General features: G+C 60.3%; 15 protein-coding genes. 13 read left to right on the top strand and 2 right to left on the bottom strand.

Annotated features, from left to right (window positions below; all coding sequences use genetic code 11):
- The first annotated feature begins 35 nt into the window (after positions 1 to 35).
- From DA915_RS19760 to DA915_RS19700, 13 genes are all read left to right on the top strand, one after another.
- Positions 36 to 1790 carry an alkaline phosphatase gene (locus DA915_RS19760; protein ID WP_107677022.1) on the top strand — a complete coding sequence of 585 codons (1755 nt, stop codon included), beginning with the start codon at positions 36 to 38 and terminating at the stop codon, positions 1788 to 1790.
- A 115-nt stretch (positions 1791 to 1905) separates the two neighbouring features.
- Positions 1906 to 2370, top strand: coding sequence for a hypothetical protein (locus DA915_RS19755; protein ID WP_107677021.1), 465 nt, complete (start codon positions 1906 to 1908; stop codon positions 2368 to 2370).
- 4 nt (positions 2371 to 2374) lie between these two features.
- The gene (locus DA915_RS19750) at positions 2375 to 3064 is read left to right on the top strand and encodes an ABC transporter ATP-binding protein (protein ID WP_107677020.1); all 690 of its coding nucleotides are present in this window, start codon (positions 2375 to 2377) and stop codon (positions 3062 to 3064) included.
- A complete protein-coding gene (locus tag DA915_RS19745) occupies positions 3061 to 4494 on the top strand; it encodes an ABC transporter permease (RefSeq protein WP_107677019.1) in 1434 nt (477 codons plus the stop codon). Before DA915_RS19750 ends, DA915_RS19745 begins: the two co-directional genes overlap by 4 nt.
- Positions 4495 to 4759: 265 nt before the next feature.
- Positions 4760 to 5218, top strand: coding sequence for a DUF1801 domain-containing protein (locus tag DA915_RS19740; RefSeq protein ID WP_107677018.1), 459 nt, complete (start codon positions 4760 to 4762; stop codon positions 5216 to 5218).
- Between the two features lie 260 nt (positions 5219 to 5478).
- On the top strand, positions 5479 to 6531 hold the full coding sequence (locus DA915_RS19735; RefSeq protein WP_060724217.1) for an NAD(P)-dependent alcohol dehydrogenase: 1053 nt from the start codon (positions 5479 to 5481) through the stop codon (positions 6529 to 6531).
- Positions 6532 to 6904: 373 nt separating this feature from the next.
- Positions 6905 to 7789, top strand: a complete 885-nt coding sequence (locus DA915_RS19730) for a helix-turn-helix domain-containing protein (RefSeq protein WP_003504503.1) — start codon at positions 6905 to 6907, stop codon at positions 7787 to 7789.
- A gap of 97 nt (positions 7790 to 7886) precedes the next feature.
- Entirely contained in the window at positions 7887 to 8798 is a 912-nt protein-coding gene (locus DA915_RS19725; protein WP_020813002.1) for an ABC transporter substrate-binding protein, read from the top strand.
- Positions 8799 to 8867: 69 nt separating this feature from the next.
- Positions 8868 to 10370 carry a sugar ABC transporter ATP-binding protein gene (locus DA915_RS19720; RefSeq protein WP_107677017.1) on the top strand — a complete coding sequence of 501 codons (1503 nt, stop codon included), beginning with the start codon at positions 8868 to 8870 and terminating at the stop codon, positions 10368 to 10370.
- Positions 10360 to 11337, top strand: a complete 978-nt coding sequence (locus DA915_RS19715) for an ABC transporter permease (protein WP_020813000.1) — start codon at positions 10360 to 10362, stop codon at positions 11335 to 11337. Before DA915_RS19720 ends, DA915_RS19715 begins: the two co-directional genes overlap by 11 nt.
- Before the next feature lie 39 nt (positions 11338 to 11376).
- The gene (locus tag DA915_RS19710) at positions 11377 to 12108 is read left to right on the top strand and encodes an SDR family oxidoreductase (protein WP_003504511.1); all 732 of its coding nucleotides are present in this window, start codon (positions 11377 to 11379) and stop codon (positions 12106 to 12108) included.
- 91 nt (positions 12109 to 12199) lie between these two features.
- Positions 12200 to 13807, top strand: a complete 1608-nt coding sequence (locus tag DA915_RS19705) for an FGGY-family carbohydrate kinase (RefSeq protein WP_107677016.1) — start codon at positions 12200 to 12202, stop codon at positions 13805 to 13807.
- Positions 13808 to 13864: 57 nt separating this feature from the next.
- Positions 13865 to 14590: an SDR family oxidoreductase gene (locus DA915_RS19700; RefSeq protein ID WP_107677015.1), complete on the top strand. Its 726-nt coding sequence runs from the start codon at positions 13865 to 13867 to the stop codon at positions 14588 to 14590.
- Positions 14591 to 14694: 104 nt separating this feature from the next.
- On the opposite strand, the gene proP is transcribed toward DA915_RS19700, so the two are convergent.
- Together proP and DA915_RS19690 are read right to left on the bottom strand one after the other, a co-directional pair.
- Complete coding sequence (gene proP, locus DA915_RS19695; RefSeq protein ID WP_003504517.1) at positions 14695 to 16215, bottom strand: glycine betaine/L-proline transporter ProP; 1521 nt, start codon at positions 16213 to 16215, stop codon at positions 14695 to 14697.
- Between the two features lie 166 nt (positions 16216 to 16381).
- Entirely contained in the window at positions 16382 to 16678 is a 297-nt protein-coding gene (locus DA915_RS19690; protein WP_003504518.1) for a PRC-barrel domain-containing protein, read from the bottom strand.
- Positions 16679 to 16949 lie beyond the last annotated feature (271 nt).

The following is a 16949-nucleotide window of genomic DNA, read 5'->3' as shown; positions in this document are numbered from 1 at the left end:
GAAAGTGTGGTTTTCACACGTTTCGCGAGGGGAATATGCGCAAAATCGTTGCTGCTTTGGTCGCCACGACCTTTCTTGCCGGCGCCGTTCAGGCTGCCGAGGTTTATCCGCTTGATCGTGCTACGATCCTGACCGGTTCGCCGTTCGATTTCAAAGTCGAGTTCGCTTCCGTCGTAAAGCCGGAAGACGTCAAGGTCACCGTCAACGGCCAGGATTACAAGGCCGCTCTCGGCAAGGATGCCGAGTTCGTCGCCGAAGAAAAGAACAAGGACAAGGTCCTTGGATCGGCCGTCATCCTGCGTGGGGTCACGCTCGCCAGCGCCGGTGACTACAAGGTTGAAGTTTCTGCGGGTTCCGAAACCAAGACGATCACCTGGACCGTTTATGGCACGCCGGCCCAGGCAAAAGCCAAGAACGTCATCTTCCTGATCGCCGATGGCCTGTCCGTCGCTCACCGCACTGCTGCCCGCATCATGTCCAAGGGCATGACCGAGGGTAAGGCCAATGGCCGCCTCAACATGGATGATGTGCCGCCGGTCGCCTTCATCGGCACCTCCGCCACCGACGCCGTGGCCACCGACAGCGCCAACACCATGTCGGCCTATATGACCGGTCACAAGACCGCCGTGAACGCCATTGGCGTTTATGCCGACCGCACCCCGGCCTCGCTCGACGATCCGAAGGTCGAAACGATCGCGGAAGCCCTGCGCCGCCAGACCAAGAAGTCGATCGGCATCATCTCGACCGCCGAACTGCAGGACGCCACGCCGGCTGCCGTCGTTGCCCACACCCGCAAGCGCGGCGACAAGGCCGACATCAACGGCATGCTGTTCGACGTGAAGCCGGATGTCCTCCTCGGCGGCGGCTCCGCTTATTTCCTGCCGCAGGCGACGGCGGGTTCCAAGCGCAAGGATGACAAGGACTATATCGCTTTGTTCAAGGAAGCTGGCTACACGCTGGCGACCAGCAAGGCGGAACTCGCCACGGCCGCCGGCACCAACACCGGCAAGATCCTCGGCCTGTTCCACACCGGCAACATGGACACAGCGCTCGACCGCGAGTTCCTCAAGAAGGGCACCACGGCGAAGTTCCCGGATCAGCCGGGCCTCGTTGAAATGACCAAGGTTGCGCTCGGCGAACTGTCGAAGAACCCGGACGGCTTCTTCCTGATGGTCGAAGCTGCCAACGTCGACAAGATGTCCCATCCGCTCGACTGGGATCGCGCTGTCGTCGACACGATCGAATTCGACAAGGCCGTCGGTGTCGCCCGTGAATTCGCCGCGAAGAACCCCGATACGCTGATCGTCGTCACCGGCGACCATACGCATGGCGTTTCCATCATCGGCACCGTCGATGATGACAAGCCGGGCACCGAAATGCGCGAAAAGGTCGGCACCTATGCCGAGGCCGGCTTCCCGAACTATGAAGACAAGGACGGTGACGGTTATCCTGACAGGGTCGACGTTTCCCGTCGTCTGTTCCTGAACGCCAATAACGGTCCTGACCATTACGAGACCTTCCGTCCGAAGCTTGATGGCCCGTTCACACCGGCCGTCCAGAACGAAAAGAAGGAATATGTCGCCAACGAGCAGTACAAGGACGTTCCCGGTGCTGTGTTCGTACCCGGCATCATTCCGAAAAGCTCGGATAGCGGCGTCCACGCAGTGGATGACGTCGTTCTGCAGGCTGAAGGCCCCGGCGCTGAAGGCTTCCGTGGCTACATGGAACAGAGCGACGTCTACAAGGGTCTCGCCGAAGCTTTCGCACTTGGCGCCAAGCAGACCAACTAAGATATGAATGTTGTGAGGGCACGCCGCTATCGCGTGCCCTCACAATAGTTTCAGGTCTTTCATCGTCCATTCTGACGACGGACGATGGCAGACCTTTTCAAGAAGGAGAATGGTCATGAGCAAGGCTGATCGGGCGCACTTCAACCGTCGCCAGACCCTGGGTCTCATTGCCGGTCTACCGCTGCTGGCCGCCGGCACGCGCGCGCAGGCGAACAGCGACATCACCTTCGACGAACTCTATGGCAAGGTCAGCGTCCTCGGACTGGAGTTTTCCGAAAAGGTCAAGCAGTTGAACGGCAAGGAGATCGCCATGCGCGGTTTCATGGCGCCGCCGCTGAAGGCCGAAGCGCAGTTTTTCGTGCTGACCGAAATACCCATGTCGATCTGCCCCTTCTGCTCCACGGATGCAGATTGGCCGGACAACATCGTCGTCGTTTATCTCGGCAAAAAACAGACTTTTACCCAGCCGAGCCAGACAATCGAAGTGCGCGGCACGCTGGAAACGGGTTCCTGGACCGATCCGGATACCGGCTTCGTCAGCCTGCTGCGCATTCGCCAGGCAGAATACGCGACGGTTTGAGACCATGCTGCCCCTGAAGATAGATGATCTTGCCGTATCCTTTCCCGGTTTGTCAGCGCCGGTTCTCGTTCTCGACGGTCTGGAAATCGCTGCCGGTAGCCGCGTTGCGCTGACGGGTGGTTCCGGTTCGGGCAAGAGCACCCTGATCAACATCATCGCCGGCCTCGAGCGTGTTCAGGCCGGCCGCGTTGTCTGGGGAGAAGAGAACATTGCGGATTTGCCCGAGGGTCGCCGCGATCGCTGGCGCGCCGCCAATATCGGCCTCGTCATGCAGGAGTTTCATCTTTTTCCCGGCTTGTCCGCGCTGGATAATATCCTGCTGCCCGCCCGCCTGTCGCGTGCGGCAAATGCGGACCTCATGAAGCGCGCGGAATCCCTGTTTGCGACTGTCGGCCTCAAACGCCCGGGGCAGCACGTTGAGACCATGTCGCGCGGTGAAATGCAGCGTGTCGCTATCGCCCGTGCGCTGCTGCGCAGTCCCGGCGTCATCATTGCCGACGAACCGACCGCAAGCCTCGATCTCGAAAGCGGCGAGGCTGTCGGTGATCTCCTGCTTTCCGTTGCGGCCAGCACCGGCAGCACGCTTATCGTCGCCAGCCATGACCAGCATCTTATCGGCCGCCTCGACCGGCGTCTCACCCTCAGCGGCGGCCGTATCGTCGCCGATACCGAGCGGAAGGAGATTGCGGCATGATCGGCTTCATCCTTGCCGACCTGCGCCGTCTTTGGCTGGGTGGCATCGTCGTGGTTCTCCTGGTTGCGCTTGCCACCGCGCTTGGCGTTGCGGTCACGCTGCAGGAGCGTTCGCTGCGTCTCGGCAGCGCCCGTGCCGCCGATAAATTCGATCTCGTTATCGGCGCGGCCGGCAGCGAAACCCAGTTGATCCTTTCCTCCATTTTTCTGCAGGCCGCACCGCTGCCGCTTGTGGACGGCGCTGTTCTGACGAAGCTCGCCGCCGATCCGCGCGTTGCCTGGGCGGCACCTGTCGGGTTTGGCGATTCCTTTGCCGGATACCCGATAGTCGGCACGACGATGAGCCTTGTCAGCAACACGACATCAGGTTTTGCCGAGGGCAGGATGTTCGCGCTGGAAGGCGAAGCCATACTCGGGGCTGCCGTCGATCTGTCTCTCGGTGCTGAGATCAAGCCGATGCATGGCACCGCCGAGACCGGCGGCCACACCCATACCGAGATCGCCTATAAAGTCGTCGGCAAATTGCAGCCCACCGGCACGCCCTGGGATCGCGCCATTCTCGTGCCGATACAGGCCGTGTGGCACGTCCATGGTCTCGGTCATGATCATGGCCATGATGAAGGGCATGAGGATGGCCATGCGGGCGCGCATGATGAAGAACATCACCACGGGGACGGTCACGATCACGCCCATGAAGGCGAAGAACATCACGAAGATGGTGATACGCATGCCGAAAGTGAGGCGGATCATGCCGAAGCCGCTGTTCAGCTGGTGGTCTCGCAGGGACAAAAGCATGCTTTGGCCCTCGGTCCCGCCACTTCGGCGCATGTGGAGTCTGACCATCAAGACGGCATCGATGCGGATGCGCCAATCGTGGAGACTTTTGGCGAGGGCGCGCCCGGCCTGCCGGCCATTCTCGTCAAGCCCAAAACGATCGCCGACGCCTATCGCCTGCGGCAGGAATACCGGACCGGTAATACGCTTGGCGTTTTCCCGGGCGAAGTTCTGACGGGTCTCTATGCGACGCTCGGCGATGCCAAGATGGTGCTGAGCGCGGTTGCCGCCGGTTCGCAGGGGCTGGTGGCGGCGGCGCTGGTGCTGGTGACGGTGATCCATGTCGGGCAACGACGCAGGCAGATCGGCGCATTGCGGGCATTCGGCGCGCCGCGCGGCTCGGTATTCGCCATCGTCTGGCTGGAGCTTTTCTTGCTGGTGGTGCTCGGTGTCGGCATCGGTTTTCTGGTCGGATTGGGCGCTGCCCATATCGGCGCACAACTCTTTACCGCAAAAAGCGGCGTCATCCTGCCGGTTGGCTTCACCCGCGAAGATTTGCGTCTTGTACTGTTCCTGCTGGGCTTTGCCGCGGTTCTTTCGGCGATACCGGCTTTGCTCGCCTATCGTCAGTCTCCAGCCGCCGCCCTCCGCGCCTAGGCCTCGGGCAGGGTGCCGCAGCCTGCGCTTTTTTTGGATTGATCGAATGGCGTGCAAGTCCGGGCGATTGGCACGGTCTAGTCCGTCAGCGTTTTGATAGCCACGCCGACACATCGACGCTTCGGCCTCAAATATGCCCTCCAAGGCGTAAAGCATGAGCACGCACATAAAATATAGTTTTTTTACTGTGGCCGCTTTTTATGGCAGGCTTGCGTCGAGGCTTGGGAAAACAGCGGGAACCGCGTAATACCGGGAGGGAACCGAGATGGTCGAAAAGAAGCCGGGTAAATCTGCCGAAATCGCGCAAACCGAGCCGCCCGCTACCGCACCGACACTTCTTTCGGGCGGCAATCCGCAGATTGCCAAGGGATGTGGCGACGGCCCGGTGCAGGCCTATATTGCCGCCATGCCGGGTTGGAAAAGTCCGGTCGGAGCGCGTATCGATGCGCTGATCGAAAGCCTCGTGCCCGGTGTGCGCAAGGCCGTGAAGTGGAATTCGCCCTTTTACGGCATGGAAGACAACGTCTGGTTTCTCAGCCTTCACTGTTTTACGAAATATATCAAAGTGACCTTTCTCAACGGCGTGTCTTTACAGCCTTTGCCCCCCGGCACCTCCAAACATCCGAAGGTTCGTTACCTCGATATCCATGAGGGTGCGTTTGATGAAGCGCAGTTTGCCGACTGGGTGCGGCAGGCGAGCGCCTTGCCCGGCGAAAAAATGTGAGCGATTTGGTTCGCCGGCTCGGCAGGCTTGGGATCGGGTGAAGATCGCGGAATGCGGCGGCGAATCATGCCGTCTTTCCTCACCTTCAAAGGCCGCGCCGTGCTGGGGATGATGAGAAATCGCAGGCTCCTCGATACAGTTTTTCCGTCGCGAAGAAAAACCGGCCGATCCGGCCGATTTCTGTTTACTTTTGCCGATGTTGCACGCCATCACGCTTGCTGAACTCGCTGCCAGGCGTATCGCAAACCACGGAGGATGAGATGAAGGCACTGGTGCTGGAAGAAAAAGGCAAGCTCTCGCTCAGGGATTTTGATATTCCCGGTGGAGCAGGATCCGGTGAACTCGGGCCGAAGGATGTGCTTATCCGCACACATACGGTCGGCATCTGCGGCTCTGATGTCCATTATTATACTCATGGCAAGATCGGTCATTTCGTCGTCAATGCGCCCATGGTGCTCGGGCACGAAGCGTCTGGAACGGTGATCGAAACCGGTGCCGAGGTAACACACCTGAAGGCTGGTGATCGCGTCTGCATGGAGCCCGGCATTCCCGATCCGACATCGCGTGCCTCGAAACTTGGCATCTATAATGTCGATCCCGCTGTCCGCTTCTGGGCGACGCCGCCGATCCATGGCTGCCTGACGCCTGAGGTCATTCATCCTGCCGCCTTCACCTACAAGCTGCCCGACAACGTGTCCTTTGCCGAAGGCGCCATGGTCGAACCCTTCGCCATCGGCATGCAGGCGGCGCTCCGGGCGCGTATCCAGCCGGGTGATATCGCCGTGGTAACGGGTGCAGGCCCGATCGGCATGATGGTGGCGCTCGCAGCACTTGCCGGCGGTTGCGCGAAGGTCATCGTTGCCGATCTTGCCCAGCCGAAGCTCGATATCATCGGCTCCTATGATGGCATCGAAACCGTCAACATTCGCGAACGCAATCTCGCAGAGGCCGTTTCGGCTGCGACCGACGGCTGGGGTTGCGATGTCGTCTTCGAATGCTCGGGCGCCGCACCCGCCGTGCTTGGCATGGCGAAGCTGGCGCGGCCGGGCGGTGCGATCGTGCTGGTCGGCATGCCCGTCGATCCGGTTCCGGTCGATATTGTCGGCCTGCAGGCCAAGGAACTTCGGGTGGAGACGGTTTTCCGCTACGCCAATGTCTATGACCGCGCCGTGGCGCTTATTGCGTCCGGCAAGGTGGACCTGAAGCCGCTGATTTCGGCCACCATCCCCTTCGAAGATAGCATCGCCGGTTTCGACCGTGCGGTTGAAGCACGGGAAACGGATGTGAAACTGCAGATCGTGATGCCGCAGTAACGAACGAAGCCAGCCGCTGATGATTGAGCGGCAGAGACGTTGCGGAAAAGTATGAGTGTAGCCTGCCGGCATCCGGCAGGCTACACGTCAAAATTTCAACGAAAATCGCTTCCGGTTGCGCATTGTTTGAGCGCATCACGCCAAATTGAGCGGAAAAATCGGCCCCATCGCCGTGTTTATGGTCAGCCCTTTCGGGCGACTCTTCAATTTTCGACAAAAAAGAGTCAAAAAAGTATCGGTAATTTCTTCGGCGTGATGTGGATGTACCGCAGCCGCCCGCCATATGCTCCTCATCAACGCCTGGGACGAGCCATAAAGAGGAAATGGCTCCTGTCCGCAAATACGGCGGACGCGACTGATGGGAGGAACCATGATGCAGCCCGATCTGGAACTGGTGCACATCCGCAAGGGCGAATCCTTCGCCGCCTGGCGGCATGGCTATCCGTTCCGCACCGTGCGCTGGCATTATCATCCCGAATACGAAATCCACCTCGTCGTCGCCACATCGGGCACGTTTTATATCGGTGATTTCGTCGGTCGCTTCGGCCCCGGTCAGCTCATCATGACCGGTCCCAATCTCCCCCAGAACTGGATCAGCGAGATCGAGCCGGACGAAATCGTGCCGACACGTTCCCTCGTGATCCAGTTTCCGGAGAGCTTTATCGAGGATGCCTGCACTTCCATGTCGGAAATGGACGTGGTGCGCGGCCTCCTGGATCGCAGCCGCCGCGGCATTCTTTTCGATGATGAGACGAGCGACCGCGTCCGCCCGCTGATCCTTCGGCTGATCGAAGCGCAGGGACTGACGCGTTTGGCGCTTTTCTGGGAAATTCTCGATCTCTTGGTCAATGCCCCGACATCAGAGGTGCTGGCGAGCCTTAGCTACGAGTTGGATCTGACCGGCATCGGCGACAGCGGCATCAACCGTGCTCTGTCGCATCTGCGCCAGCATCTGACCGAGCAGGTTGAGGAAATCGATCTCGCCGACATGGTGGGCCAGAGCCCGAGCGCGTTTTCCCGCGCCTTCAAGCGCCACACGGGAACGACGCTGGTGCGGTATCGCAATCAGTTACGCATCGATCTTGCCTGCCAGATGCTCCTGGCGGATCAGGATGTGAAGGTGGCGGAGGTCTGCTACGATGTGGGCTTCTCCAACCTTTCGAATTTCAACCGGCATTTCCTGAAACTGAAGGGAATGTCGCCGTCGAGGTTCCGAACCATATTCGCAGCCCAGAAGGCAGCGGTCATGGCGGAGTAAACCAGCGACACAACGTCGATTTTTACCAATTCGGGCAGAGGGCTGTCCGGAAACGGGCACCTGTTGCCCCAACTTTCCAAACGGGAGGAAAAGTGAGATGAAAATGAAATCCAAGTTTCTGATGGCGACAGCCGCAATTGCAATGATGGCCGCTCCGGCGCTGGCGCAGGAAAAGCTGAAGATCGGCATGACCTTCCAGGAACTGAACAACCCCTATTTCGTATCGATGCAGGAAGCCCTGAAGGAAGCCGCCGCAAGCATTGGCGCAGATGTCGTCGTCACCGATGCCGGCCACGATGTGGCAAAGCAGATTTCCGATGTTGAAGACATGCTTCAGCAGAAGATCGACATCCTGCTCCTGAACCCGACCGATAGCGCCGGCATCGAAGCCGCCGTTCACGCTGCCAAGGCCGCCGGCGTGACTGTCGTTGCCGTCGACGCCAACGCCAATGGCCCGGTCGACACCTTCGTCGGCTCGAAGAACCGCGACGCGGGTTACCAGTCGTGCAAATATCTCGGTGAAGCCCTCGGTGGTAAGGGTGAGGTTGCTATCCTCGACGGCATTCCGGTCGTGCCGATCCTGCAGCGCGTCGAAGGTTGCAAGGCGGCACTTGCCGAATTTGCAGACATCAAGCTGGTCGACACGCAGAATGGCCGTCAGGACCGCTCCGTTGCTCTCGGCGTCGTCGAAAACATGATTCAGTCGCGTCCGAACCTCGCCGGTATCTTCTCGGTCAACGATGGCGGTGCGATGGGTGCACTCGCTGCGATCCAGGGTTCCGGCAAGGACATCAAGCTGACCTCGGTAGACGGTGCGCCGGAAGCGGTGAAGGCAATTGCCGACGGTGGCCCTTTCATCGAAACCACCGCGCAGTTCCCGCGTGACCAGGTTCGTGTCGGTCTTGCCATGGCGCTCGCCCAGAAGTGGGGCGCACGCGTCGTGCCGAAGGAAGTGCCGATCGACGTCATGGTCGTTGACAGCAAAAACGCCGGCGAGTTCAGCTGGTAAGATCTCCTCCCAGGTCCCGTCCCCGCTTCGTGCGGGGGCGGGGCAGTCCCGACCATCGAGGAGGGTGAAATGCTGGAACTGAATGGAATAAGAAAAAGCTTTGGCAAGATCGAAGTCCTGCGTGGCGTCGACCTTCAGGCGCGCGCCGGTGAGGTGCATGCGCTTCTAGGCGAAAACGGCGCTGGCAAGTCGACTTTGATGAAGATCCTGTGCGGCATTCTGCAGCCCTCGGAAGGGACGATCCGCATCGACGGCAAGGATCGCCGCTTCGCCAATTATGATGAGGCGATTGTCGCCGGCGTCGGCATCGTGTTTCAGGAATTCAGCCTGATCCCCTATCTCAATGCCGTGGAAAACATGTTCCTCGCCCGCGAAATCCGCGGGCCGCTGCGCCTTCTCAACAAGGGCGCGATGCGCAAGCGCGCGGCCGAGATCATGAGCCGGCTGGCCGTGGATGTGCCGCTCGACGTGCCGGTGCATCGTCTTTCCGTTGCCCAGCAGCAATTTGTCGAAATCGCCAAGGCGCTGTCGCTGGATGCCCGCATCCTTGTTCTTGACGAGCCGACCGCGACGCTCACCCCGTCTGAGACCGAGCATCTGTTCAAGGTCATGCGCGAACTGCGTCGTCAGGGCGTGGCGATCATCTTCATTTCGCATCATCTGGAAGAAATATTCGAGATCTGCGACCGCATCACCGTTCTGCGCGACGGTGAACTGATCGGCTCCTGCCTGACGTCGGAGGTCGATAATGACCGTCTCGTCGAGATGATGGTCGGCCGACGCATCGAAGCCAGCTTTCCGCCAAAGCCGCAGCTCGATCCTTCCGCCGAAAGCGTGATTGAAGTGGAAGAGCTGCAATTGAAGAAGGGCGGCCCCGTCTCGCGCTTTGCGCTGCGCAAGGGTGAAATCCTCGGCTTTGCCGGGCTTGTCGGTTCAGGCCGCACCGAAACGGTGCTGGCCATGCTCGGCGCGCATTCCGCATCGCGCCGCAAGATCAAGGTCGATGGCGTGGACACGCGTTTTTCCGGCCCCGATGAAGCGTTGATGCGCGGCATCGGCCTCTTGCCGGAAAGCCGCAAGGAGGAGGGGCTGATCACCAGCTTCTCCATCCTGCAGAATATTTCGCTGAACAATTACCGCAAATACCGCAAGGCCCACTGGTTCCTCGATCTCAAAAAGGAACTGGAGCACACGACGAAGGCCATGGCGCAGGTGCAGGTGAAGGCGCAGGGGCCTTTTGCCCGCGTCGACACGCTGTCCGGCGGCAACCAGCAGAAGATCGTCATCGCGCGCTGGCTGAACCATGACATGCGCGTGCTGATCTTCGACGAGCCGACACGCGGCATCGATGTCGGCGCGAAGGCGGAAATCTATTCGCTCATGCGTGAATTCGCCGCCAAGGGCCATTCGATCATCATGATCTCCTCGGAGCTGCCGGAAGTGATCGGCATGTCCGACAGGGTCTGCGTCTTCCGTTCCGGCGGCATCGTCGCCACGGTCGAGGGCGAAGACATCAATTCAGAAACAATAATGACAAACGCCACCACCGGGAGAGTTGAACATGTCGCTTGATGCAAACACCGGCACAGCCGCGAAAACGGGCGGTTTCAGTCTCGGCGCCATGTTGCGTTCGCCGCTCGCCCTGCCGCTGGCGGGTCTCATCGTCGTATCGATCCTCATGGGGCTTGCGAGCGACAATTTCTTCAGCGTTAACAACATCATGAACGTGCTGCGGCAGGTTTCCGTCGTCGGCATTCTCGCCGTGGGCATGACCTTCGTCATCCTCACCGGCGGCATCGACCTTTCGGTCGGCGCGGTCATGGCGCTTGTCGGCACGCTGTCGGCCGGCCTGATGGTGAATACCGGCCTGTCTCCCGCGGTTGCGCTGCCGGCTGGCCTGTTCATCGGTCTCGGCATCGGCATCTTCAACGGGGCGCTTGTCGCCTGGGGCAAGATGCCCGCCATCATCGTGACGCTTGCCACCATGGGCATGGCGCGCGGTCTCGGCCTCATCTATTCCGGCGGTTACCCGGTCAGCGGCATTCCGAGCTGGATTTCCTGGTTCGGCGTCGGCCGTATCGGCGTCGTTCCGGTGCCTGTCGTCATCATGGTGGTGATTTATGCCATCGCCTGGGTGCTGTTGCAGCGCACGGCTTTCGGCCGTCATGTCTATGCACTTGGCGGAAACGAGCTGGCGGCCCGTCTTTCGGGCGTGAAGACCCAGCGCGTCAAGCTTGCGGTCTATGGCATCTCGGGCGTCACGGCAGCTTTTGCCGCGCTCATCCTCACCGGCCGCTTGATGAGCGGTCAGCCCAATGCCGGTGTCGGCTTCGAACTGGACGCCATTGCGGCGGTCGTTCTCGGCGGCACGGCGATTGCAGGCGGCAGGGGTCTCATTCTCGGCACGCTCATCGGCGCGGTGCTGCTCGGCATCCTTAATAACGGCCTCAATCTGATGGGCATCAACCCCTATCTGCAGGATGTCATCAAGGGCGGCATCATCCTGCTGGCCATCTATATCGGGCGCGAGTGGCGCTGAGCCGGCCCGGAAACATCTTCATAAACGCAGGAGAACTAAATGTCTGAATCGCTGCAAGGCAAGATCGCGGTCATCACCGGCGCCGCATCCGGCATCGGGCTTGCCACCACGGAAGCCCTCTTGGAACAGGGCGCGACCGTGGTCATGGTCGACTGGAACGAGAAAGCCTTGAATGATCTGGTGGCCAAGCTTGGCGACCGCGCCATCCCGCAGGTCACGAACCTGCTCGATGCCGACAGCTGCAACGCCATGATCCCGGAAATACTTGCGAAGGTCGATCATATCGACATTCTCTATTGCAACGCAGGTACCTATATCGGCGGCGATCTCACGGAGACGACGCCCGAAGCCATCGACAAGATGCTGAACCTCAACGTCAACGCCGTCATGAAGAACGTTCATGCCGTCGTTCCGCATATGTCGGAGCGCAAGACCGGCGATATCATTGTCACCTGCTCCATCGCCGGCCATTTCCCGACCTATTGGGAGCCGGTCTATTCGGGCTCGAAATGGGCGATCACCAGCTTCGTGCAGGGCATGCGCCGCCAGATGATCCCGCACGGCGTGCGAGTCGCGCAGGTTTCTCCCGGCCCGGTCGTTTCCGCACTTCTGGCCGATTGGCCGGAGGAAAACCTCCGCAAGGCCAAGGAATCGGGCAGCCTGATCGATGCGAGCGAAGTGGCCGATGCCGTCATCTACATGCTGACGCGCAAGCGCACCGTCACCATCCGCGACATGCTGGTCTTGCCGACCAACTTCGACCGCGTTTAAAAACTTCTGGAGCGGCGGGAAAACCGGAAACGGCCCCCGCCGCTTAAAATCTGTTCAAGCACCGGATGATCCGCTCCGAGGAGTATCGTAAATGGCTTCCTATCTTGTTGGCGTCGATGTCGGGACCGGCTCGGCGCGGGCCGGTGTCTTTGATGTCGCGGGCAAGCTTCTCGCCACCGCCAAGCGCCCGATCACCATGCACCGCGAAGATGGGGGCATTGCCGAACAATCGAGTGGTGAGGTGTGGCAGGCCGTTTGTGATAGTGTGCGGGAAAGCGTGTCACGCGCCGGTATCGATCCGGCTGAGGTTGCCGGCATCGGTTTCGACGCGACCTGTTCGCTTGTCGTGCGCGGGCCTGATGATGAGACGCTGCCGGTGGGCGCTCCCGATCATCCCGAGCGTGATATCATCGTCTGGATGGATCACCGCGCGGTCGAACAGGCGGAGCGCATCAATGCGGGCGAGCATGCCGTCCTGAAATATGTCGGCGGGCGTATTTCCCCGGAAATGCAGACGCCGAAGCTGCTGTGGCTCAGCGAAAACAGGCCGGAAATCTACGCCCGGGCCGAGCACTTCTTCGACCTGACGGATTTTCTGACCTGGAAGGCTTCCGGCGCGCTTGATCGCTCCGCCTGCACGGTCACCTGCAAATGGACCTATCTCGCCCATGAGAACCGTTGGGATGCGGACTATTTCACCCGCATCGGGCTTGGTGATCTTGCGGAACAGGGCTTCCGCCGCATCGGTGAAAGCGTCGTTCACCCCGGCACGACGCTGGGCAAGGGTCTCACCGAAGACGCTGCAAAAGCCATGGGCCTGGTTGCAGGCACCGCCGTTGCCGCAGGCCTGATTGACGCCCATGCCGGCGGCGTTGGCACGGTGGCAGCGGGTGGCGATGCCTCGCGATGCCTCGGTTATGTCTTCGGCACTTCCTCCTGCACCATGACCACCACAGCCGAACCCGCCTTTGTGCCTGGCGTCTGGGGTCCCTATTATTCCGCCATGGTTCCCGGCGCATGGCTCAATGAAGGCGGCCAGTCCGCCGCCGGCGCGGCCATCGATTACCTGGTGCAATTGCACCCGGCCTCTGCCGAGGCGAAGGCGCTTGCCGAGAAGGATGGCAAAGCCTTGCCGGTCTGGCTTGCCGACCGCGCCCTCAGCCTTGCCGCTTCCGTTTCCGCCGCAGCTGAGATCGCCGAGGATTTTCATGTGGTGCCGGAATTTCTCGGTAACCGCGCGCCCTTCGCCGATCCGCATGCCCGCGCGGTCATTGCCGGTTATGGCATGGAGACGGGCGTGGATTCTCTCGTCGCGCTTTATGTGGCGGGGCTTCTCGGCCTCGGTTACGGGCTTCGTCAGATTATCGAGACGCAGGCCCGCAATGGTGCGCCGGTGGAAACGATCAGCGTCAGCGGTGGGGCGGGCGCTCATCCGCTTGCCCGGCAGTTACTGGCGGATGCGACCGGTCTTCCGGTTGAACTGACCGAATGCGAGGAGCCGGTGCTTCTCGGTTCGGCCATGCTGGGTGCCGTTGCCGCCGGAACCTATCCCGACCTCATCGCCGCTATGCCGGCGATGTCGCGTATCGCCAGCAGGGCAGCGCCAGATCCTGATTTTCAAAAGGTTCATCAGGCGCGTTACGACGCGTTTCTGGCGCTGCAAAATGCGGCGCGCGCCATTCGTTCCGCCAGCTATTGATTGGCTCCAGAAGCTTAGATCATCCGGCCTTCAGGGCCGCAAAATAACGAGGGTTCCATGCAGTTTTCCGGAAAATCCGTCATCATCACCGGCGCAGGCAAAGGCATCGGCCGCGCCTGCGCGCAGCTGATGGCCGCGCGCGGTGCGGAAGTGGTGGCGATCAGCCGCACGCAGTCCGATCTCGACAGCCTGAAAAGCGAAATCGGCGGACGTTCGATCCGTGTCGATCTTGCCGATGTCGCCGCCACCCGCGCCGCGATGGCGGAGGCTGGCCCCTGCGATTTCCTGATCAACAGCGCCGGCATCAACGTGCTGGAAAGCGTGCTCGACATGAGCGATGCGGGTTATGAGGCCGTGCTGGGCATCAACCTGCGCGCGGCCCTCGTCACCTGCCAGGAATTTGCCCGCGCCCGCATCGCAAATGGCGGTGGTGGCGCCATCGTCAACATCACGTCTATCGCCGGCCATCGCGGTTTTCAGGATCACCTGTGTTATGCAGCGTCCAAGGCAGGGCTTGAAGGCGCAACTCGTGTTCTCGCCAAGGAGCTCGGCCCCCATGGTATCCGCGTCAACGCGGTTGCGCCGACCATCACGCTGACCGAACTCGCTGCCGAAGCCTGGAACGATCCCGTAAAGAGCCAGCCGATGATGGTTCGTCATCCGCTCAACCGTTTTGCCGAAGCGGAAGAAGTGGCGCAGAGCATCGCGCTGCTGCTCTCGGACGACAGCAAGATGATTTCCGGCGCCGTCTTGCCCGTCGATGGCGGTTTCCTCGCCGTTTGAGACAGGCAACGGCGGATATCAAGGCGGATTGCTGAAAACCATCAAACCTGATGCGCGGGGTGCAAGATGCACCGCCGCGCATTTTACTTTTTGACGCGCAGTTGTCAGTTCAGGTCCGGATGCCGGCCGACGAGTTCCTCGCGTTTCGCCTGGAGGGTTTTCTTCTGCTCCTCCAGCTTGACGAGTTCCTCGTCGATCTCCTCGACGCTTTTTTCGATGTGCAGATATTGCTCGGCAAGAAGCGATTTTGCTTCCTTCCGGCTGGAGGCATTCGGCGTATCGCCATAGAGCGGCCGGTTGGCCGTTTCCTTCAGGAAGAAGGTCGTGACGATGCCGAAAACGGCTGCGACCATGAGATAATAGGCCGGCATGTAGATGTTTTCGGTCACTTCCACCAGCCAGGCGGTTACCGTTGGTGTCAGCCCCGCGACGATGATCGAGATATTAAAGGCGATTGCCAAAGCGCTGTAGCGGATGCGGGCCGGGAAGAGGGCGGGTAAGGTGGAGGCCATGATGCCGATCAGGCAATTGAGTGCGACTGCGAGAATGAGCAGCCCGAAGAAGATCTGCACCACCTGACCGCTGGCAATGAAATGAAAGGCCGGCAGCGAGAAAAAAAGGATCGCCGTGCTGCCGACGGCGAGAAACGGCCTGCGGCCGATCCGGTCGCTCAGCAAGCCGATTGCCGGCTGGACGAACAGCATGCCGACCATGACAGCGATGATGATGAGAACGCCGTGATCCTCACTGTAATTCAGCGTTTTCGACAGATAGGTCGGCATGTAGGTCAGCAGCATGTAATAGGTCACGTTGGTGACGAGAACCATGCCGATGCAGATCGCCAGGGATCGGGTATGCTCTCTGGCGATTTCCGCGATCGGCACCATCGGCCGCTCCTTGAGCGACTGGCGGTCCTCTTCTTCAGCGCGCTGCAGCCGTTCGGTGAAAGCCGGGGTCTCTTCCGCGGCGTGGCGAAGATAAAGGCCGATGAGCCCGAGCGGTGCGGCAAGGAAGAAGGGTATGCGCCAGCCCCAATCGAGGAACTTTGCTTCCCCCATGGCGCTACTGAGCAGCACGACGAAGCCCGCGCCAAGCACGAAGCCGGCAATTGAGCCGAAATCGAGCCAGCTGCCGAGGAAGCCGCGTTTGCGGTCCGGCGCATATTCCGCCACGAAGATCGCCGCGCCGGTATATTCGCCGCCGACGGAAAAGCCCTGGGCGAGTTTGCAGAGCAACAGCAGGACGGGCGCCCAGATGCCTATCGTCGCATATCCCGGAATGAGGCCGATGCAGAAGGTGCTGGCCGCCATGATGATGATGGTGAGCGAAAGGACTTTCTGGCGTCCGAACTTGTCACCCATCGCGCCGAAAAAAATGCCACCGAGAGGACGAATGAGAAACGGCACCGAAAATGTCGCCAGTGCCGCCACGGTCTGAACGGCGGGAGCCGCCTCGGGAAAGAAGACCTTGCCGACGGCATAAGCGACAAAACCGTAAACGCCGAAATCGAACCACTCCATGGCGTTGCCAAGGGCTGCGGCCGTTACGGCCTTCTTGACTTTTTCGTCATCGATGACGGTCACGTCGTCAATGCTCAGCGGGCTGGCCTGAATCTGATTGTGCAATTGTCGTCCCCTTGAATGCCTTGCGCCCAATTATTGCGCGCCATGAAAATGCCTGACATGCGCAAGTGTTCCATTTGCCGGCGGAGGGGGAGCGGTGCAGGGAGCGGCCCATATAAACGAACGCCCGGCACATGGCCGGGCGCTTCTGAAGTCTGGTGGGACAGGCTTAGTGACGATGTTCGGGCATGTCCTTCAGCTGGTCCTTTGTCCACGAGGTAACGGCATGGACGTCGCCATCTTCATCGCGCATGAAATCAAGGTCGCTGATCGGCACTGCAACGGGCTTTGCGCCAATGCCGAGAAAACCGCCGACATCAATGATGGCTGTCGTGTTGGCGCCGACACCGTGCACATGATCAACTTTACCGACCTTGTGATCATCCGCGCCATAAACGGTGGCGCCTTCCAGAACGGACGGCGTGAGTTCGGTTTCAGCCAGACGGACGTGATTGCTGTGGTCCATTGTTCTTCCTCCTGTCTTGGGTTTGCACAAAACAAACTCCCGCACCGCAAAACCGTTCCATCCAAAATCCCCCATGCTGGCGAGCGCGGGACCGCTGCCTATTTCTCATCGGTACATTGTTGGGGTTTGCTTTTGGGCGCTTCCGAAAAGGTTGCGGAATGGTCACACCTTTTCTTTGGAAGACAAGTTTTCGCTAAATTGCAACCGCTAAAGTTGTTGCGATGACGTGTCGGGATGTTATCTCTGCGTCAGGTTGAATCATCGAGGGGAT

Origin of the sequence: Agrobacterium sp. LAD9, assembly GCF_003031125.1 — a bacterium.
GTDB lineage: Bacteria > Pseudomonadota > Alphaproteobacteria > Rhizobiales > Rhizobiaceae > Agrobacterium > Agrobacterium radiobacter.
This window is presented reverse-complemented; position numbering and strand designations above follow the sequence as displayed.